The organism is Nocardia sp. NPDC003482 (assembly GCF_053588115.1).
In genome coordinates, this window is sequence record NZ_JBSFPI010000014.1 from 12612 (window position 1) to 31522 (window position 18911).

Here is an 18911-nt window from a genome sequence, read left to right on the forward strand (position 1 = left end):
AGCGTTCAGTGGTTGGTCGCGGAATTCCCGCGGTGATTGGATCCGCACGGGTGCGGCGAGCGGTTGGCGGGCAGGTCTTCGGCAATCGCGGCGAGCAATCGATCACGCAGTGACGCGGGCGGGGCGGTCGCCGCCGCCGAGGCGAATTCGGCGAGCGCGTCCCTGGTCTGCTGCACTTCCTCGGTGAAAGCGGCGCGCAGGGCCGGATCCGAGCTGTCGAGTAGCTCCCGCACCGCGCGCTGGTCCTCGTCGCCGATCGATCCGAGCGCGACCGTGTGCGCGAGATCGATCTGGCTTTCGTTCATCTCACGTCACTCCCAAACTCTTCTTGAGTCGTGTCAATCCGTCGCGAATACGAGACTTGACAGTCGGTAACCCTACGCCCAGATAGGCGGCGACCTCGGCATAGGTGCGTCCGCCGAAATAGGCCAGCGAAATCGCCTCGCGCTGCGTTTCGGTCAGTGTCGCCAGCCCGGCCAGCACCGCCTGCTGTTCGAGCCGTCGCCCCACTTCTTCGGTGACCTCGTCGAATTCGTTACCCAGTCCGGTCGCTCCGTAAGCGATCTCGCGTTGGGCATGGGCCTGCTCCGCGCGCACGCGATCGACCGCCCGCCGGTGGGCGAGCGTCATGAGCCAGGTGACCGCCGAACCCTTCGCCGGGTCGAAATTGGCTGCGGTACGCCAGATCTGGAGGTAGACCTCCTGCGTGGTCTCCTCGGCGTAACCGGGGTCGTGTAGGACGCGAAGGACCAGGCCGAACACCCGAGCACTGGTACGGTCGTACAGCTCGGCGAAGGCGTGCTGGTCGCCTCGTCCGCACCGCGCTAGCAGTTCGGCGAGTTCGATGCTCTCGGCTGCGCGTGCCGTCACCGCGGAGTCCAGGCTCGCCCCGACTTGCTCCTGGAACGAGTCGCCCTCTGCGGCCGGCGGCCGCGTTGTCACAACGCTCCATTCTGTGTCATCGGCCACCAACCTAGCGTGCCGCTATGACCTCCTCTCGGCTGGGGTATCGGCAAACTGCCTGGCGCTCAGACGTTTTCGGACATATCCGAAACGTCCCCTCGGCATTTGTCCAGGACACGCCGAGACACGCGGAAGTCCGAAAACGCGGCGACAGGTGGGCGAGGCCACTGGCCTCGCAACATTGGCCGGGTGTTTGCTAGGCATTCGGCGCGCCCGGGTCCATGGATGGCCCGCGGCGGTGACGAATTTCCGAACGGCGACGATGCCGCGGGTCAGACGGTCATGCGACGGCGGCTGCGCCGGGCGTGCATCTCGCGTTCGGTCTCCGACATTCCGCCCCAGATGCCGTACGGCTCACTGACCTTGAGGGCGTGGCTGCGGCACTGCATGAGCACCGGGCAGGTCCGGCAGATCTCCTTGGCGCGCAACTCGCGCTGGGCGCGGGCCCGGCCGCGCTCGCCGTCGGGATGGAAGAACACCGACGAGTCCACCCCGCGGCAGGAACCGCGCATCTGCCAGTCCCAGACGTCGGCATTCGGACCAGGGAGATGGGTGGGCATGGGCATGAGAACTCCTTGTGGTGCGAGCTCGTCGGCGTTGTCGAGCGATGCTTTGTCAGCAGCGGTCTGTCCGGGCACGGGCGCGGTCGGATGTGGATCCGCCGAGATCGGGCTCGGACCGTTGTCACCGGAGGTCCGGTGATCGCAGTTCGTGGTCGCCCTGATTTCGAGCGGCGCCAACCACGGCGATGACGTACGTTAGGACGCACGACGAAATGGAGTCAATAGTTTCTCCTTCGTCGATCGAAATAGCCGCAGACCCCAGATTTAACCTGCATGCTATTTACTTCCGGACCCCGGCTGGTGATACTGATCTGTTGGCCGGTTTCTCCCCGTCGCGCCCGGGTTCGGTGATCCGTGGGGTAATCCCAGTTCACGACACATTTTTCCAGATAGAAGTGCCAACCGCGCCCCGGGCCGGTGTCGGCGTGGTATGCGTGGGAACGCATCGATGCGGCCAATCGGGGCGAGCCGTAGATGGCCGCGCCGAGGCCTCCAGGTTAATTATCCGAAAAGCATACGAATTCTTAAGCCTCGTGCTGAGTGATAGCCCACGACAGATTTACGTGATGGAAACACCGCCGCGGCTTTCGGGGCGCTGACCGGTTGCCGGATGTTCGTGCCAACCCCGCGGCGGGCTCGCTAGAGTGCGGGCCGTGAACGAGTCGCGGAAAGCGCCGGGCGGGCTGCTGTCCAGAGGAAACACGGTGTTCGCCGACGCGGCGTTCGGGGCCCGGCCGGGTCTCGGTGCTGCCGAGTTGCCGCCGATCGATGACGCCGTCGACGCCTGGCTGTGCGCGGTCGTCCTGGGTGGTCAGGGCCGATACGCCGCCGCCCGCGCCCGGCTGCGCGCGGTCCGGATCGACACCCGCGATCCGGTGCTCGCCTCCCTCGCGACCAGCACCGAGGCGTCGCTGCTGCGCCAAATGGGTTGGCACGCACGGGCTTCCGCACTCGACGGCCGCGCGCTCGCGCTGGCGGTCGGCGGCTCGGCCGGGCTCGGCGACGAGGCCGATCCCGATCGGGCCGAAGCGGTTTGCGACGCGTTGACCGGACTGGCCGCGGACGCGCTCGGCACGGCCCGTCCGGCCCTCGCGAACCGGCTGCTGGAACGTTGCCAGAAAATTCTGAGTGATTCGCCGGACCGCTGGCGTTCGCGGGTGCGCTGGCATTGGGTGGCGGCCGAAACCGCGCTCGCCGCACCCGGACTCGCGCCCGAGCCCGCTCGCGTGCGGGCGGAGCGGGCGGTCGAACTCGCCGACGCCGGGCCCTCGGTCCGGCACCGCGTCAAGTCCCGCCTACTGCTCGCCGCGGCGACCGCGGCCGCGGGGGAACTCGACCGCGCCCGCGCGCTCGCCGCGGACGTGGCCGACCGCACCCGCGAGCACGGGCTGCTCCCGTTGGCATGGGCGTGCGCGATGTTGCGCTCGGGGCTGTCGCCCGACAGTTCGGCCGCGGCGGAATCGGCGCAGCTGGCGGCGGCTCTGGCCCGGTACGGCGGCGTGTTGCGCACGGGGACGGAGGATCTCGCCGAGTTGTGATCGCAGGTGTTGCCGAACTCGAGCATCGAAGCCGCTATTGTTGGACCCGTTCCGCCGGACCGGGCGGAAGCACCGGTCATCACCGACCGTGCCACTTGTAACGCCGGGAATCTCTCTGACGATGACGCACACGGGCGAGGAGTTGGACGCCGCCGTCGCTGACGCAGCGCAAGGCGATCGTTCGGCTTTAGCCCAGGTACTGGAGATCATCCGCCCGCTGGTGGTTCGCTACTGCCGCGCGCGGATCGGTTCCGCGGAGCGTGGGCAGCTCTCCGCGGACGACGTTGCGCAGGAGGTCTGTTTGGCTGTGATGACCGCCCTGCCTCGTTATCAGGACCAGGGGCGGCCGTTCATGGCATTCGTGTACGGGATCGCTTCGCACAAGGTCGCCGACGCTCATCGCAACGCCGCCCGTAACAAGGCGGACGCGATGGCCGAAGTACCAGATGTCATATCCACCGACCAAGGGCCGGAACAGCGCGCTCTCGAATCCGAAACGAGCCGGCAGATGAACTCACTGCTGGCGACACTTCCGGAGAAGCATCGAGAGATCCTGATCCTGCGTTTGGTCATGGGTCTGTCAGCAGAAGAAACAGCACTTGCCGTGGGCAGTACGGCCGGTGCTATACGAGTGGCCCAGCATCGGGCGCTCGCGAAACTCAAGTCACAAGTGGCGAGGGCAGGTGAAATGTATGGCTAGGGATGGCGAGCGCGGTCGGGGCGACTGGAAGGCGCGGCGTGGATCGCAGAACAGCGATCCCTATGCCGAGGCATCCGGTGACACCGGACCGGTCGACATCGCCGCGGTCCGCCGCGACGATGCGCTCATCGACGCCATCGCCGGCGATGGACCCGTGGCGACCGACAGTGCCGAGGAGTTCCAGCTCGCGAGTCTGCTCGCGAACTGGCGGGCCGAGCTCGTCGAGGCCCCGATGCCGGCCGGACCGAGTCTGGACACCATTGTCGCGGCGGTCAATCAGGAGATCGGTGCGCGGCAGGCGAGGGTTAACGGCAATCGCCGCGGACATCTCCGGCTGGTGCGTCCGATCATGGGCGCGGCGGCGGCGCTGGCCCTGATCGTCGGTGGTATGACGGCGTTCTCCTACAACGCGCAGCCGGGTGATCCGCTGTGGCGGGTCAAGGAGGTCGTGTTCAGCGAACAGGCGCAGACCACGATATCGCAGCGGGCCGACGATTCGCTGGGCGAGGCGAAAGCCGCTCTGGCGGCGGGTGATCCGGCCAAGGCCAAGGAGGCCCTGGAGAGCGCCCAGTCGAACGCGACCCAGGTCAGCGATCCGGCACGCAAGTCCCAGCTGGAGAAGCAGCTCGCCGATCTGATCGCGCAGCTGCCGCCGGATCTGCAGAAGGCGATTCCGGTCGTGCCGCGCGGCACGAGCGAGTCGACGGCGCCGAACACGCCGCCGAGCAAGGACCAGACCGTGGGCGGCACGCCCGGACGCACCGTCGATCCGCGCAGCGCGACCGCGCCCGGCGAATCGGGCGGCGGCACCGGCACCGAGCCGAACACCCCTGTGCCCCCGGCGCATTCGCAGCCGCCGACCGTGCCGCCGACGGCGGCCGAACCGCCGCCGACCGGATCGGGCAACGAGCCGCCGCAGACCCAGGAACCCACGGTGCCGACCACCATCGCCAATCCGGGCGGAACCGCCCCCGGCGGGTCGGTGCCGGGGGGCTCCGGGACCGGCGGCGGCACCGGCGCCTCCGGGCCGACCGGTCCGGCGACCCAGCCGAATCAGCCGCCGGTGTATCCGACCGGTTCGGTGCCCACGTTCAGCGTTCCGGGCGGGGTCCTGCCGGGCGGCGTGCGCTAGGGGTAGGCGCTCCGGCCGCGCGGACGGGAGCACGAACTTCACATCAGCAACCGATCGCAGCCAGCGATCGGTTTTTTCGTTGCGCCTCAGGCGTCGAAGCCGTCGAACCCGTCGCCGTGCAGCGCCTCGTTCATCGAGGCGTCGGCGTAGCCGCGGCAGTAGTCCCATGTGACGTACGCTTCGGGCTGCGGATCGTAGGCGGGCTCGTGCGGGCGCACCGTGCCGTCGACCAGCAGTTGAAGCAGGTTGGCGCGCAACATGTCCCAGTCGTGGTAGTGATCCTGCCGGCAGTCCTCGCAGCTGACCACGAGTCCGCGGATGCCGCGGTGCGCCAGCAGCGCCTCGTAGACCGCGAGGTCGGCGAGATCCTCTTCGACCGCTAGCCGCTCGTGAGGATCCAGCGGTTCCCCCGGCTCGATGGCATCGAGCGCGGCCGACGGGTCGGAGGGATCTCCGGCGAACGGATCCGGCGGCAGGCCAGGTGGTAGATGGTCACGCACAATCCCACGGTACGCAGAACCACCCCCTCCGCGCCAGCGCTGTCGGCATTTTGCCGCGCCTGTCGCAGCAATTCGCCCGGGTACCGCCGCACATCGGCCGTTCGGCGTGTCGGCAACACCTGGCAACCGGGTGTGTCGCGGGGCGCGCGGCGGGTTCCGCGGGGCGGAGGCGGCGCGCTCGGAATTATCCGGGGCCGATACCATGTTCACAACAAGGTGCCGGGTAGCTGTCTTCGGCTCCGCCAATCCGTCAGATGTTCGCGATCCGGGTCCGCACCTCGGGTCGTTGCTTTCGAGGTCCAGGAGGGGTCGATCCGATGACTAGTCCCGTGATGGGCGAAGCCGTACGCCCTCTTACGGGTGGTGACGATCCGAACAAGATCGCCATGCTCGGCCTGACGTTCGACGATGTCCTGCTGTTGCCCGCCGCGTCCGATCTCATTCCCAGCACGGTCGACACCTCCAGCCTGCTGACCCGCGAGATCACCCTGCGCACGCCGCTGGTGAGTTCCGCGATGGACACCGTCACCGAGGCGCGGATGGCCATCGCCATGGCCCGCGCGGGCGGCATGGGCGTACTGCATCGCAATCTGTCGGTGGCCGACCAGGCTTCGGCCGTCGAGACCGTGAAGCGGTCCGAGGCGGGCATGGTCACCAACCCGGTGACCTGCCGCCCGTCCGACACCCTCGCCGAGGTCGACGCCATGTGCGCGCGCTACCGCATCTCGGGGTTGCCGGTGGTCGACGAGACGGGCGAGCTGGTCGGCATCATCACCAACCGGGACATGCGCTTCGAGGTGGATCAGAACCGCCGCGTCGCCGACGTCATGACCAAGGCCCCGCTGATCACCGCCCAGGAGGGCGTGACCGCCGAGGCCGCGCTGGGCCTGCTACGCCGCCACAAGGTGGAGAAGCTGCCCATCGTCGACGGCAACGGCCGGCTGCGCGGTCTCATCACCGTCAAGGACTTCGTCAAGACCGATCAGTACCCCAACGCCACCAAGGACCGCGACGGCCGCCTGCTGGTCGGCGCCGCGGTCGGCGTGGGCGAGGACTCCTGGTCGCGCGCGATGTCGCTGCGCGACGCCGGGGTGGACGTGCTGATCGTCGACACCGCGCACGGCCATCAGGTCCAGGTGCTGCAGATGGTCTCCAAGCTCAAGGCCGAGGTGGGCGACACCATCCAGGTCGTCGGCGGCAATGTCGCCACCCGCGCGGGCGCGTCCGCGCTGGTCGACGCGGGTGTCGACGCGGTCAAGGTGGGCGTGGGCCCCGGCTCGATCTGCACCACCCGCGTGGTCGCCGGGGTGGGCGCGCCGCAGATCACCGCGATCCTCGAGGCCGTCGCCGTGTGCAAGCCCGCGGGCATCCCGGTCATCGCCGACGGCGGCGTGCAGTACTCCGGCGACATCGCCAAGGCCATCGCCGCGGGCGCGTCGACCGTGATGCTGGGCTCGCTGCTCGCCGGGACCGCCGAATCCCCGGGCGATCTGATCCTGGTGAACGGCAAGCAGTTCAAGAGCTACCGCGGCATGGGCTCGCTGGGCGCCATGCAGGGTCGCGGGCAGGCCAAGTCCTATTCCAAGGACCGCTACTTCCAGGACGACGTGCTCGCCGAGGACAAGCTCGTGCCCGAGGGCATCGAGGGCCGGGTGCCGTTCCGCGGCCCGGTCAACCAGGTGATCCACCAGCTGGTCGGCGGCCTGCGCGCGGCCATGGGCTACACCGGTTCACAGAACATCCCGCACTTGCAGCAGGCCCAGTTCGTGCAGATCACGGCGGCGGGACTCAAGGAGAGCCACCCGCACGACATCACGATGACCGTCGAGGCGCCGAACTACACTGGCCGCGGCTGAAAAACTTCCGGACGGTTTGTCGGACCGGTCCCACTCGGCGGGGACCGGTCCGTCGCCGTGCCCGCCGCGAGCGGTCGCAAGCGCGACCGACGAGATGTAAGGAGAACAACCAGTGCGCGACATGGTCGAGATCGGCATGGGCCGGACCGCCCGGCGTACCTACGAGCTGGACGACGTCGACATCGTTCCCTCGCGGCGGACCCGCTCGTCCAAGCAGGTCTCGCTGGCCTGGCAGCTGGACGCCTACCGCTTCGACATCCCGCTGGTGACCCATCCGACCGACGCGCTGGTGTCCCCGGAACTGGCCGTGGAACTGGGCCGTCTCGGCGGTCTCGGCGTCATCAACGGTGAGGGCCTGTGGGCCCGGCACGCCGATGTGGCCGCGCGCATCGATCAGCTCGTCGAGGTCGCCGAGAAGGAGGGCACCGAGGCCGCCGTCGCTCTGTTGCAGGAGTTGCACGCCGCGCCCATGCAGCCGGATCTGCTGGCCGCCGCGGTGGCCCAGGTGCGGTCGGCGGGCGTGACGGTGTCGGTGCGCGTCAGCCCGCAGAATGCCCGCACGCTGACCCCCGCGCTGGTGCAGGCCGGTATCGATCTGCTGGTCGTGCACGGCACGATCATCTCCGCCGAGCACGTCAGCGGTGCCGACGAGACCGGTGGCGAGCCGCTGAACCTCAAGACCTTCATCGCCGAACTCGACGTCCCCGTGGTGGCGGGCGGGGTCAGCGATCACCGCACCGCGCTGCACCTGATGCGCACCGGCGCGGCCGGGGTGATCGTCGGCTACGGTTCGACCCCGGGCGCGACCACCACCGGCGAGGTGCTCGGCATCGGCGTGCCGATGGCCACCGCGATCGCCGACGCCGCCGCGGCCCGGCGCGACTATCTCGACGAGACCGGCGGCCGCTACGTGCACGTCATCGCCGACGGCGACATCGTCTCCTCCGGTCAGCTGGCCAAGGCCATCGCCTGCGGCGCGGACGCGGCCATGCTGGGCGTGCCGCTCGCGCTGGCCCAGGAGGCGCCCGGCCGCGGCTGGTACTGGCCGTCGGCGGCCGCGCATCCGTCGGTGCCGCGGGGCGCGCTGCTGAAGTTCGCCGAGCAGGAGGAGCGGCCCAGCCTGCGGCAGTTGCTCTACGGTCCGTCCAACGATCCGTGGGGTTCGATGAATCTCGTTGGCGGCCTGCGTCGTTCGATGGCCAAGGCCGGATACTGCGAACTCAAGGAGTTCCAGCGGGTCGGCCTGAGCGTGCGGGCCTGACCCGAATCACGATGCGCGCGAACCGGCTTCGTCGCGCAGGAAGCCGCGGATGGCGGCGTTGATCCGATCCGGATGGGTCAGGTTCACCGCGTGCCGCGCGCCCTCGATCTCGAGATAGCGCGAATTCGGCAGTGCCCGCGCGGTTTCGCGCGCGTGCCCGCGCGAGACGCCCGCCGCCGTCGGATGAATCACCAAGGTGGGGCAGGTGATCTCGGACAACCGCTCCAGCACCGAATCGCGGGCGAGCAGACAGCCCGCGGCCACCTCGAGGTCGGCCGGATCGCGGGCGAGCCAGCGCTCGGTCCACACCGCGCGAAGTCGCGGATCGTCGCCGATCAGCCAGTGCGCCAGCCGGTCCGCCAGCACCCGGCGGGCGGCGGGCTTGTGCCACAGATCCAGGAAGCGCCGCGAATTCGCGAGTTCGTGACGGCCCGGCGCGTGCGCCTCGGTGGCGATCAGGATCAGCGCCGCGACCCGCTCGGGGGCGAGCAGCGCGGCCCGCAACGCGCTGAATCCGCCCTGGGAGATGCCGCCGAGCACCGCGCGTTCGACGCCGAGCTGATCGAGCACGGTCAACGCGTCGCGGGCCGCGGTCCAATAGGTGAACGGCAAACCCTCGTCGCGGGTGCGGCCGTGCCCGCGGGCGTCCCAGGCGACGACGCGGAACTCCGGCGACAGCGCGGCGGCCTGCGCCGCGAACATCGTTCGGTCCATGAAGAATTCGTGCCCGAACAAGACAACCGGGCCGTTGCCGCCACTGTCCTCGAAATGTATTTCGGCGTCGATCGCACGGGCGAATGGCACGAGCACGAGGATAGCTGGCCCGGCACGGGCGCACGTCCGGTTGCCGGGGGCCTGCAAGATCGTTACCGAGCGGGCGGCTGCCACCGGTTCGCCGCGCAGCGGCATTGCGGCCCACCGGGATTCGCGGTCGGCCACCGCGGCGCCCGCGCGCGCTAACACGCGGGGGCGGAGCGGATCGGCGGCGCTCTGACGTGCTCATTAGACTGACCCGGTGGCAGAAACCCAGCGACCAGTTCTCGTCGTCGACTTCGGGGCGCAGTACGCGCAGTTGATCGCGCGGCGGGTGCGCGAATCCAGCGTGTACTCCGAGGTGGTTCCGCACACCGCGACCGTCGAGGAGATCGCCGAGCGCCAACCGCTCGCGGTGATCCTGTCCGGCGGCCCGGCCAGCGTCTACGCCGACGGCGCGCCGAAACTGGACGCGCGGCTGTTCGATCTGGACGTCCCCGTCTTCGGCATCTGCTACGGCTTCCAGGCGATGGCCCAGGCCCTCGGCGGCACGGTCGCCCACACCGGCACCCGCGAATACGGCCGCACCGAACTCAATATCGACGGCGGCCTGCTGCACGGCGGCCTGCCGACCATCCAGCCGGTGTGGATGAGCCACGGCGACGCGGTCACCGACGCCCCCACCGGTTTCGAGGTCACCGGCACCACGCCCGGCGCGCCGGTCGCGGCCTTCGAGGACCGGGCCCGGCGACTGGCCGGGGTGCAGTACCACCCGGAGGTCCTGCATTCCCCGCACGGCCAGCAGGTGCTGAGCCGGTTCCTGCACGAGATGGCCGGGATCAAGGGCACCTGGACGCCCGCCAATATCGCCGACGCGCTGGTCGAGCAGGTTCGCGAACAGGTCGGCGACGGGCACGCCATCTGCGGTCTGTCCGGCGGGGTGGATTCCGCGGTGGCCGCCGCGCTGGTGCAGCGGGCCATCGGCGACAAGCTGACCTGTGTGTTCGTCGATCACGGCCTGCTGCGCGCGGGCGAGCGCGAGCAGGTGCAGCGCGATTTCGTCGCCGCGACGGGAGCCAAGCTGGTCACCGTGGACGCGGTGGACAAATTCCTCGGCGAGCTGAAGGGCGTCACCGATCCCGAGGAGAAGCGCAAGATCATCGGGCGCGAGTTCATCCGCTCGTTCGAGGACGCGGTCACCGGGATCGTCGGCGATCAGGGGGAGACCTCGGTCGAATATCTGGTGCAGGGCACGCTGTATCCCGATGTGGTCGAGTCCGGCGGCGGTTCGGGCACCGCGAACATCAAGAGCCATCACAATGTCGGCGGCCTGCCCGAGGATCTCGAGTTCGAACTGGTCGAGCCGCTGCGGCTGCTGTTCAAGGACGAGGTCCGCGCGGTCGGCCGGGAGCTGGGCCTGCCCGAGGAGATCGTGGCCCGCCAGCCGTTCCCGGGGCCGGGTCTGGCCATCCGCATCGTCGGCGAGGTCACCCACGACCGGCTCGAGACGCTGCGCCAGGCCGACGCCATCGCCCGCGAGGAACTCACCGCGGCCGGGCTCGACCGGCAGATCTGGCAGTGTCCGGTGGTGTTGCTGGCCGAGGTGCGCAGCGTCGGCGTGCAGGGCGACGGCCGCACCTACGGGCATCCGATCGTGCTGCGCCCGGTCTCCAGCGAGGACGCCATGACCGCGGACTGGACCCGGCTGCCCTACGACGTGCTCGAACGCATCTCGACCCGGATCACCAACGAGGTCGCCGAGATCAATCGCGTGGTGCTGGACGTGACCTCCAAGCCGCCGGGCACCATCGAGTGGGAGTGAGTGCGGCCCAGCAGATTTCACCGGCCCGCCACGGACGCGACGCGTGCCGTGCCGCGCCGATTCAGCTCGGTTCGCGACGGTTGACGATCGAATGCCCGTGGTCACGGCCGGTCCCGCGACCGGCTCCCGTCTGCGAAGGATGCCGATGAAGGTTCTGGAGAGTACGCCGAAGTCGTTGTGGGCCAGGTCTTTCGCGGCCGTGGTGCTGGCCGCGTTCGCGGCGCTGGCATTGCTGGTCGCCCCGTCCGCCGGGCCGGGCGCGGTCGCCTCGAGCGTCGCCGAGGTGCGCCTGGTCGCCGACGCCGTCCCCGCGCGCGCCTGGGACACGCTGCGCCTGATCGATGCGGGCCAGTGGCCGCCGTCGGACGCCCCCGGCACGCACGGCGGGGAGACCTGGAAGAACCGCGAGGGCCGCCTGCCCGCCACGGACTCCGGCGGCGCGGCGATCCGCTATCAGGAATGGGACGTCAACCGGAAACAGCCGGGCCACAACCGCGATGCGGAACGCATCATCACCGGGAGCGACGGTTCGGCCTGGTACACCGGCGACCACTACGAAACCTTCACGCGCATGCGGTGATTCCTCGATACGCGAAAAGGGCTCGGATCTCATCGGATCCGAGCCCTTTCGCCTTGTTCCGGCCTACCCCTTCTTCCGCGGCGAGATCACCAGGATCACGCCCACCAGAATCGCCACCCCCACCACGATCCAGCCGATGGGCACCGCGCTGTTCGCGGGCCAGGCCGACGGGCCGATGAAGGCCCACACGCTCACCAGGAGCGCCAGCACCCCGGCCAACAGCAGCGAAATCGACGGCCCCCGACGGGTTTCGGACTTGTCACTCATGAATCACCTCCGCGGATCCGGCGTGGACGACGACATTGAGGGTCAGGGTGGGTCCGGTCTGCGGCCCGGTGTAGGCCGGGGGACATTGGACGTCACCCATCTTGGCGACGCAGATCGTGTGCAGCCGCATATTCGACGGCACCAGCACCCGCGCGTCGCCCATCTGCACCGGCACGTTCACCGTCCGGTCCTCGGTCAGATTCAGCGAGCGCAGATCCAGCGTTCCCGAACCCAGCTTCACGCTGTAGGCGGGCAGCAGCTGATCCATTGCGGCGGGCCGCCATTCGTGATCGCCCATGGCGCCCCGATCGAATTCGACGGGCCCCACCATCGAGGCCAGGATCACGAATCCGGCCAGCGGCGCCAGCACCACCATCAGCCCCCACCCCCGCCGCAGGAACGCCCCGAGCAGCAGGCCCAGCCCGACCACCGCGAGCGCCACCGCCCCGATCCGCGCGGGCGTCATCCACTCCACCCCCGACGCGGCCACCGCACCCGCCGCCGCGGCGGCCAGAATGGCCAGCCCGATCACCAGGGGCGTGAGCCGCGAGCGGGGACGGCGCGGCGTCGGCGGCGCGACGACCGGACGGTCGGGACCGGGCTCGGGCAACTCCCACGCCAACGGCGCGACACCGAGCGGATCCCAGCCGGGCGGGGTGGGACCGAAGCGGGTCGGATCCACCGTCCGCGCGTGTGGCGTCCCGGACGAAACCCGATGCGCCGCTTGGGATTCGTCAGTGGGCGCTTTTCCCGGCATCACCATCGTCTCGGCGTCGTGGCGCAGCTTCGCGGTATCGGTGTCGTCGCCGCCGTCGCGCGGGATCACCGTGGTGGGGGTATCGGCCTCGTCGCGCGGGATCGCCGTCGTCGAGCCGTCGGCCGTGTCGCCCGGCACCGCGTCGGTCGGGTGGTCGACCCCGTCGCGCGGGATCGCGGTCGTCGGCGTACTCGACCCGTGGGTCTCGTCCCGTGGGATCACCTCGGTCGGGGCGGTACGCGAAACCGGTTGTGCCGCAGCGCTTCCGGAGGGATCGGGTTCATAGTGGTCGGGCAGCCGGGTGTAGGGCCCGTACTGGCTCGCCGACCACGGCGACCCACCCGGGAAGGCCGTCCCCGGATACCCCGTGGCGGCGATATCGCCCTCGGGCACCCCGGTGTAGCCGATCGGCGGTTCCGGCTGCCGCAGAAACAGCAGCCACCACCCGGCCAGCATGAGCGCCAGGCTGATCAGCCCCGACCCGCCCAGGCCGAGCCCGACCGGTCCCATGGTGCTGACCGCGATCGCCAGCGCCACGATCAAGACGATCGTCTTGGTCGGCGACTGCGCGCTGTACCCCTTGTTGAGCAGCCCCTCCGCGGGGGAGACCTGGTCCTCGGCCGCGGGCAGCAGCAGCCACGCCACCAGGTACAGCACGATGCCCGCCCCGCCGAACAGCGTCGACACCACGAACGCCACCCGGATGAGCACGGGATCCACGCCGTAGCGCTGACCGAACCCGGCCGCGACGCCCGCGATCGGGCCCTGCCGCGGGCGCCGGACGGGCCGCGTGCGCCACAGCTGGTGCAGCTGATCGTTGAATCCGGTTCGGCCGGGGCCCCCGGCCCACCCGCTCGCTCTCGTCATGTTCTCCATGGTGGCCGTGACCAGGCCCGACCGCATCGGGGTTCACCCTGAATGGATTCCTGAATCCGGCCCTCAGCCGATCTGGATCGAATCGCCGAGGATCATTCCGGTGCCGCTGGTCTCGGGCGTGTCCGCGGTGATGCTGGTGTAGGGCCGCAGGGTGAGCGGGCCGACGCAGTTGTCCACCTCGATGCGGAAGTCGCGGCTGTAGAGGGTGCCGGTGGTGTCGTCGCGCAGATCCTTGTCGGCGACCTTGACGTCGGTGATCTTGCCCGGCTTCAGCGAGGCGTCGATCTCCGCCGAGCCGGAGAGGGTGCCGTCGACGACGTCCCAGTAGAGGCCCGGGGAGACCGAACTCGGCGAGACGTACAGATTCCCCGACAGCTCCGAATAGCCCGACAGCCCGACCTTCAACGCCAGCGTGGCGTCCACCTCCGCGGCACAGGCCACGAAGTATCCGGCGTGCAGCTTGCCGGTCGCGGGCGCCGACGCGCGGCCGTAGAAAGTGCCGTCCACCAACACCTCTCGATTGGTCGGCATCCCGTTCACCGCGGGAATGGCGTGCGCGGTCTGATCGGCGTTGCCGACGGTGTAGTCCAGTCCGGGGACCGAATACGTCTTCTCCGCGGCGGCGGCCGGTGCCGCCGCGACGCCGATCGTCAGCGCCGCGATCATCGCGCTCTTGCCGTACATCTCGCTCCTGATATCCCGCATCGTGCGCACCCTGCGGTGCGGGGACCACCCTCGAACGCGGTCCCGCAAGATCGTTACCGAGGAAGCTGGCGGATTCCTGTGAGTGAGCCGGGAGTGCCCTGCCAGCCCACCCCGAGCCGGGAGATCGGGGTGTTTCCGGATGGTCGGCGCCCGGCGGGCCGTGCCAGTATCGGAGGCATGTACCCGTCCATGCCCGCGTTCGACGCGCGCGGAATCACCGCCCCCGCGCCGACGGTCCCGCGGTTGCTGCGCCGGTCCGGCGGCCGGGTCGTCGGGGGCGTCGCGGGCGGGATCGCCGATCATCTCGGCGTCGACGTGTTCAAGGTGCGGATGGGCTTCGTGCTGCTGTCCGCGCTCATGGGCGCCGGGATCGTCGCCTACGGCATGTTGTGGATCTTCACCCCCGCCGGTGGCGACGCGCCGCCGCCGTCCGCCTCCGAGCGGCGGCAGGCGGTCGGCATGGTGCTGCTCGGGCTGGCGTTGTCGGTGTCGCTGACCTGGCTGTTCAGCGGGACCGCCGCGCGGGTGCTCGGCCCGATCATCGTGGTCGCGATCGGTGCGGCCCTGGTGTGGCGCGAATTCGACGACGAGGGACCACGTTCCATCATCGGGCTGCCGGTGCGGCCGACCGTGCTCACCTGGACGCGCATCCTGGGCGGGGTGACGCTGATCGTGGTCGGGCTCGGCGTGGTCGTGCTCGCCCGGATCAATCTGAGTTCGCTGGGTTCGGCGCTGATCGCGGTGGCGGTCACGCTGATCGGCGTCGGCCTGCTGACCGTGCCGCTCTGGCTGCGCATGATGCGCGCGTTGAATTCCGAACGCGCCGCCCGCATCCGCAACGAGGAACGCGAGGAGATCGCCTCGCACCTGCACGATTCGGTGCTGCAGACGCTCGCCCTCATCCAACGGCAGGCCGACGACGCGCAGGAGGTCACCCGCCTGGCCCGCAGCCAGGAACGCGAATTGCGCAAATGGCTGTTCGAGGACACCGTCCCCGCCCAGTCCAGCCTGGCCGCCGCCCTGCGCACGATCGCCGGCGAGGTCGAGGACCAGCACGGCGTCCAGGTCACCCCCGTCACGGTCGGCGACGTCTCGATGGACCCCGCCGACACCGGCATCGGCCTCCCCAAGGAACACTTCACCGCCCTCCTCGGCGCCACCCGCGAGGCCCTGGTCAACGCCGCCAAACACGCCGGCGTCCCCACCATCGACCTGTTCGCCGAGGTCGAACCCCACCAGGTCAGCATCTTCGTCCGCGACCGCGGCAAGGGCTTCGACCCCACCCGCATCCCCCCCGACCGCCGCGGCCTGGCCAAATCCATCCGCACCCGCATAGAACGCCGAGGCGGCACCACCGAAATCCACTCCACCCCCGGCCGAGGCACCGAAGTCCGAATCACCCTCCCCCGCAAAGACTCCGACCCCCCCACCTGACCCCAGGTACACCAGTACAGCCGCACCCTTTATTCGAATCCGCACCCGTTGTATGGCCATGCAGGGGGTGCGGATTCGAATAAGGGGTGCGGCTGGGGTGGGGGAAGCTGTGGGGGCGTGCCTCGGTGTGGTAACGATGTCGGTGGTCCAGGTGAGGAGTGCGGTGAGTATTCGGGTTTTTCTGGTCGATGATCATGCGGTTTTCCGGTCGGGGGTGCGGGCCGAGTTGAGCCGGGAGGCCGATATGGAGGTCGTGGGGGAGGCGGGGGGTGTGGCGGAGGCCGTGGCCGGGATCAAGGCGACGCGGCCGGATGTGGTGTTGCTCGATGTGCACATGCCCGACGGGGGCGGGGTGGCCGTGTTGCAGGGGATCGAGAGTCCGGGGCCGGTGTGCTTGGCGCTCAGCGTGTCCGACGCGGCCGAGGATGTGATCGCGGTGATCCGGGCGGGCGCGCGGGGTTATGTCACCAAGACCATCTCGGGACCCGAACTGGCCGAGGGCATTCGGCGCGTCGCGGGCGGGGACGCGGTGTTCAGCCCCCGGCTGGCGGGTTTCGTGCTCGACTCGTTCACCGGCCGCTCACCCGCGCCGGAGCCGCCGCTGGACCCCGAACTGGACTCGCTCACCCCGCGCGAACTCGAGGTGCTGCGCCTGCTCGCCCGCGGCTACACCTACCGCGAGATCGCCGAAACCCTGTTCATCTCGGTCAAAACCGTGGAGACCCACGCGTCCAACGTGTTGCGCAAGACCCAGCAGTCCAATCGCAACGCCCTCACCCGCTGGGCCCATCGCCGCCGGATCGACTGAGGGCCGGTGTTGCGGCACAACGGATTACATCGCCGCGACGAGAATCACGATCAGAATCAGCAACCCGATCAACAACCCCACCGCGATGGCCAGCGGCGCGGCATTGGGTCCGAGACCGCCCAGTTTGGGCGCACCGCTCGATTGCCGTTGCGGCGCGGGCGCACTCGGGGACATCGCGCGCGGCGGCCGCGGCAGCGGTGAGGAGTGCGGGCTGCGGAGGCCGCTGGCGGAGTTGCGCGCCGCCCAGGCCGGGATCGTGCCGTCCTCGGTGCGCACCGGAGCGTTGAGGATGTAGGGCCCGGTGCCGGGACCGAAGACGGCGGTGAGGATCTCGTCGCGCGCCTGGGCCATGCTCGGACGCCGCTGCGGGGCGGGCTCCATCATGTGCAGCAGCACCTCGGTGAGCGGTCCGCTGCGGCTGGGCGGGATGATCTGCGCCATCGCGGCCCGCTCGACGGTCACATTGTTGTCCTCGTGGAAACCGTACGGCGGCTGCCCCTCGACCGCGGTGTAAAGCGTTGCGCCGAGCGAGAATACGTCGCTCGCCGCGGTCGGCCGCATCCCGCGCGCCACCTCCGGCGGCAGATACGCGGGCGTACCGGTGATGACGTCCTCCGGTTCGTCGCCGGTGTCCCCGGCCCCGCTCGAGATGCCGAAGTCGCTCAGCTTCACCTTGCCCACCTCGGCGCCGCGATCGGCGACCAGGATGTTGCCCGGCTTGATGTCGCGATGCACGATCCCCGCGGCGTGCGCGGCCGCGAGCGCGTCGGCGACCTGCGCGCCGATCTGGGCGACCTCGATCGGCGGCAGTGCCTCGACCAGCGCCATCGCCTTGGCGACGCTGCGCGAGGGCAGATACTCCATCACCAGCCACGGCTCGCCCGCCTCGAGCACCACGTCGTAGACCGCGATGGCGTGCTCGTGCGACAGCTTCGCCGCGACCCGGCCCTCGTGGATGATCCGGTTGCGGACCTCGGTGGCCTCCTGCTCGGTGAGTCCGGCCGTGGTCAACACCTGCTTGATGGCGACGTCCCGGTTGAGCAGCCGATCGTGGGCGAGCCACACCGCGCCCATGCCGCCTCCGCCGAGCTTCGACTGCAGGCGGTAGCGGCCGGCGACCAGATATTCGGGGCCGACGATGGGACGGGAGCGTTCGGTCACGGCGCGAGGATAGCCGAAAACCATCCTGACTGGCCTGCTTCGGAACTCGAGCGCGACGGGCGCGGTCCTTGACGGGATCGGGGGGTGGGGTTCTACTGAGAGCAAGTCGAACGTATATTCGAGTCACATCGATAGCTGGATCTGTGCTGAACGGGCTTCGGATCCGGCGTCGATGGGAGTCCATCGGCAGAGGATTGGGTGGTCGAAGATGGGTTCGTCCGAGGCGGTGACCGCGGAGCGGCTGGCCGAGCTGCGCCGGCGCATGGCCGCGATCCCGGCCCGCGGTGCGGTGACGGCCGGGCGGGTACCGGCTGCCGACGAGTTGCGCAGGGAGCCGTTGCCCGTCCCGTCCGCGCTGCTCGAGCTGCTGCCCGAGGGCGGCCTGGCCAGGGGATCGGTGGTGTCGTACTCGGGGGCGACGTCCCTGCTGGCCGGTCTGCTCGCCGCGGTCACCGCCGCCGGGGGGCATGCCGCGGCCGTCGGCCTGCCCCGCCTGGGTCTGCTCGCCGTGGCCGAGATGGGCGCGCAGCTGGGCAGACTGGCCCTGATCCCCGACCCCGGCGCCGACCCGGTCGAGATCGCCGCGGTGTTGCTGGATGGCCTCGACCTGGTGGTACTCGGCCTGAACGGAATCTCGGTGCCGCCCAGCCGCACTCGCGTCCTGGCCGCCCGCGCCCGCAGCAAGGGCGCCACCCTCGTCGTCACCGGCGGCGCCTGGACGGGCGCGACCCTACGCATGCACAGCAAGCTCGCCGGATACGAGGGCCTGGGCCGCGGCCGAGGCTGCCTCCGCACCATCCACCTCGACGTCTCCGTCCACACCCGCTCCACCTCCCCCCGCACCGGCCGCCTCACCCTCCACCCCCGCGAGGATCGCGTGGAATGGATTGCACCCCAACAGGTTACGGCCCCACCACTGGAAGTGGTCGGCGATGTCGCATCATGATCCCCTCGCGGACGGCGTGTACGAGGGAATTCGGCCACCATCCGAGCCCTCTCGCGAGAGCGCGGATAGTCGTCTACCGCCCGAATCCTCTCGCGGGGTGCATATGAGAGGTCGGTTGCCGCTCGAGTCCTCCGACGGTGGTGCTCACGAGAGACCGCTTACTGCCCAAGCCCTCTCGCGAGAGGGATTCCGGCTGTCGCTCGAGCCTTATCGCGGGGTGCGTACGAGAGAGTTCGGCCGCCCATCCCTCCAGGGCGCGCATGAAGAGGCTCGGTTGCCTATTGCCCCA

At 69.8% G+C, this 18911-nt stretch carries 19 protein-coding genes; 10 read left to right on the forward strand and 9 right to left on the reverse strand.

Annotation, left to right across the window (positions count from 1 at the left end):
- Positions 1-5 precede the first annotated feature (5 nt).
- The 3 genes from ACWDSJ_RS22170 to ACWDSJ_RS22180 all read right to left on the reverse strand — a co-directional run bounded on the left by ACWDSJ_RS22170 (position 6) and on the right by ACWDSJ_RS22180 (position 1529).
- A complete protein-coding gene (locus tag ACWDSJ_RS22170; protein WP_387362647.1) occupies positions 6-305 on the reverse strand; it encodes an RskA family anti-sigma factor in 300 nt (99 codons plus the stop codon).
- A 1-nt stretch (position 306) separates the two neighbouring features.
- Complete coding sequence (locus ACWDSJ_RS22175; RefSeq protein WP_387363088.1) at positions 307-882, reverse strand: sigma-70 family RNA polymerase sigma factor; 576 nt, start codon at positions 880-882, stop codon at positions 307-309.
- A 353-nt stretch (positions 883-1235) separates the two neighbouring features.
- A complete protein-coding gene (locus tag ACWDSJ_RS22180) occupies positions 1236-1529 on the reverse strand; it encodes a WhiB family transcriptional regulator (RefSeq protein ID WP_387362645.1) in 294 nt (97 codons plus the stop codon).
- A gap of 650 nt (positions 1530-2179) precedes the next feature.
- On the opposite strand from ACWDSJ_RS22180, the gene ACWDSJ_RS22185 reads away from it, so the two are divergent.
- The 3 genes from ACWDSJ_RS22185 to ACWDSJ_RS22195 all read left to right on the forward strand — a co-directional run bounded on the left by ACWDSJ_RS22185 (position 2180) and on the right by ACWDSJ_RS22195 (position 4896).
- Positions 2180-3064 (forward strand): hypothetical protein, encoded by an 885-nt coding sequence (locus ACWDSJ_RS22185; RefSeq protein ID WP_450033968.1) that lies wholly within the window; start codon positions 2180-2182, stop codon positions 3062-3064.
- A 121-nt stretch (positions 3065-3185) separates the two neighbouring features.
- A complete protein-coding gene (locus ACWDSJ_RS22190; RefSeq protein ID WP_387362641.1) occupies positions 3186-3764 on the forward strand; it encodes a sigma-70 family RNA polymerase sigma factor in 579 nt (192 codons plus the stop codon).
- The gene (locus tag ACWDSJ_RS22195) at positions 3757-4896 is read left to right on the forward strand and encodes an anti-sigma-D factor RsdA (protein WP_387362639.1); all 1140 of its coding nucleotides are present in this window, start codon (positions 3757-3759) and stop codon (positions 4894-4896) included. The genes ACWDSJ_RS22190 and ACWDSJ_RS22195 overlap by 8 nt, the downstream gene beginning before the upstream one ends.
- 86 nt (positions 4897-4982) lie before the next feature.
- Here ACWDSJ_RS22195 and ACWDSJ_RS22200 read toward each other — a convergent pair whose 3' ends face one another.
- Positions 4983-5396, reverse strand: coding sequence for a DUF5319 domain-containing protein (locus ACWDSJ_RS22200; RefSeq protein WP_062512720.1), 414 nt, complete (start codon positions 5394-5396; stop codon positions 4983-4985).
- Between the two features lie 254 nt (positions 5397-5650).
- On the opposite strand from ACWDSJ_RS22200, the gene guaB reads away from it, so the two are divergent.
- Together guaB and ACWDSJ_RS22210 are read left to right on the forward strand one after the other, a co-directional pair.
- Positions 5651-7252, forward strand: coding sequence for an IMP dehydrogenase (gene guaB / locus ACWDSJ_RS22205; RefSeq protein ID WP_450033971.1), 1602 nt, complete (start codon positions 5651-5653; stop codon positions 7250-7252).
- Positions 7253-7364: 112 nt separating this feature from the next.
- Entirely contained in the window at positions 7365-8513 is a 1149-nt protein-coding gene (locus ACWDSJ_RS22210) for a GuaB3 family IMP dehydrogenase-related protein (protein WP_450033972.1), read from the forward strand.
- A 6-nt stretch (positions 8514-8519) separates the two neighbouring features.
- Here ACWDSJ_RS22210 and ACWDSJ_RS22215 read toward each other — a convergent pair whose 3' ends face one another.
- Complete coding sequence (locus ACWDSJ_RS22215) at positions 8520-9317, reverse strand: alpha/beta fold hydrolase (RefSeq protein ID WP_387362633.1); 798 nt, start codon at positions 9315-9317, stop codon at positions 8520-8522.
- Positions 9318-9528: 211 nt separating this feature from the next.
- On the opposite strand from ACWDSJ_RS22215, the gene guaA reads away from it, so the two are divergent.
- Both guaA and ACWDSJ_RS22225 read left to right on the forward strand, forming a co-directional pair.
- Positions 9529-11088, forward strand: coding sequence for a glutamine-hydrolyzing GMP synthase (guaA, locus tag ACWDSJ_RS22220; RefSeq protein ID WP_387362631.1), 1560 nt, complete (start codon positions 9529-9531; stop codon positions 11086-11088).
- A 145-nt stretch (positions 11089-11233) separates the two neighbouring features.
- The gene (locus ACWDSJ_RS22225) at positions 11234-11668 is read left to right on the forward strand and encodes a ribonuclease domain-containing protein (protein ID WP_450033975.1); all 435 of its coding nucleotides are present in this window, start codon (positions 11234-11236) and stop codon (positions 11666-11668) included.
- 63 nt (positions 11669-11731) lie between these two features.
- Here the strand turns inward: ACWDSJ_RS22225 and ACWDSJ_RS22230 are convergent, their stop codons facing one another.
- Genes ACWDSJ_RS22230 through ACWDSJ_RS22240 form a run of 3 tightly spaced genes read right to left on the reverse strand, consistent with a single transcriptional unit; the run spans position 11732 to position 14273 of the window.
- Entirely contained in the window at positions 11732-11935 is a 204-nt protein-coding gene (locus ACWDSJ_RS22230) for a hypothetical protein (RefSeq protein ID WP_387362627.1), read from the reverse strand.
- Positions 11928-13595: a PspC domain-containing protein gene (locus ACWDSJ_RS22235; RefSeq protein ID WP_450033977.1), complete on the reverse strand. Its 1668-nt coding sequence runs from the start codon at positions 13593-13595 to the stop codon at positions 11928-11930. Before ACWDSJ_RS22235 ends, ACWDSJ_RS22230 begins: the two co-directional genes overlap by 8 nt.
- Positions 13596-13631: 36 nt before the next feature.
- Positions 13632-14273: an MspA family porin gene (locus tag ACWDSJ_RS22240; protein ID WP_450033979.1), complete on the reverse strand. Its 642-nt coding sequence runs from the start codon at positions 14271-14273 to the stop codon at positions 13632-13634.
- A 177-nt stretch (positions 14274-14450) separates the two neighbouring features.
- Here ACWDSJ_RS22240 and ACWDSJ_RS22245 point away from each other — a divergent pair, with 177 nt between their 5' ends.
- Together ACWDSJ_RS22245 and ACWDSJ_RS22250 are read left to right on the forward strand one after the other, a co-directional pair.
- Complete coding sequence (locus ACWDSJ_RS22245) at positions 14451-15707, forward strand: ATP-binding protein (RefSeq protein WP_387362622.1); 1257 nt, start codon at positions 14451-14453, stop codon at positions 15705-15707.
- Between the two features lie 136 nt (positions 15708-15843).
- Positions 15844-16515: a response regulator gene (locus ACWDSJ_RS22250; RefSeq protein ID WP_450033980.1), complete on the forward strand. Its 672-nt coding sequence runs from the start codon at positions 15844-15846 to the stop codon at positions 16513-16515.
- Positions 16516-16539: 24 nt separating this feature from the next.
- On the opposite strand, the gene ACWDSJ_RS22255 is transcribed toward ACWDSJ_RS22250, so the two are convergent.
- Positions 16540-17700 carry a serine/threonine-protein kinase gene (locus ACWDSJ_RS22255; RefSeq protein WP_387362620.1) on the reverse strand — a complete coding sequence of 387 codons (1161 nt, stop codon included), beginning with the start codon at positions 17698-17700 and terminating at the stop codon, positions 16540-16542.
- A 184-nt stretch (positions 17701-17884) separates the two neighbouring features.
- Here ACWDSJ_RS22255 and ACWDSJ_RS22260 point away from each other — a divergent pair, with 184 nt between their 5' ends.
- A complete protein-coding gene (locus tag ACWDSJ_RS22260; RefSeq protein ID WP_450033982.1) occupies positions 17885-18622 on the forward strand; it encodes a hypothetical protein in 738 nt (245 codons plus the stop codon).
- The last annotated feature ends 289 nt before the right edge of the window (positions 18623-18911 follow it).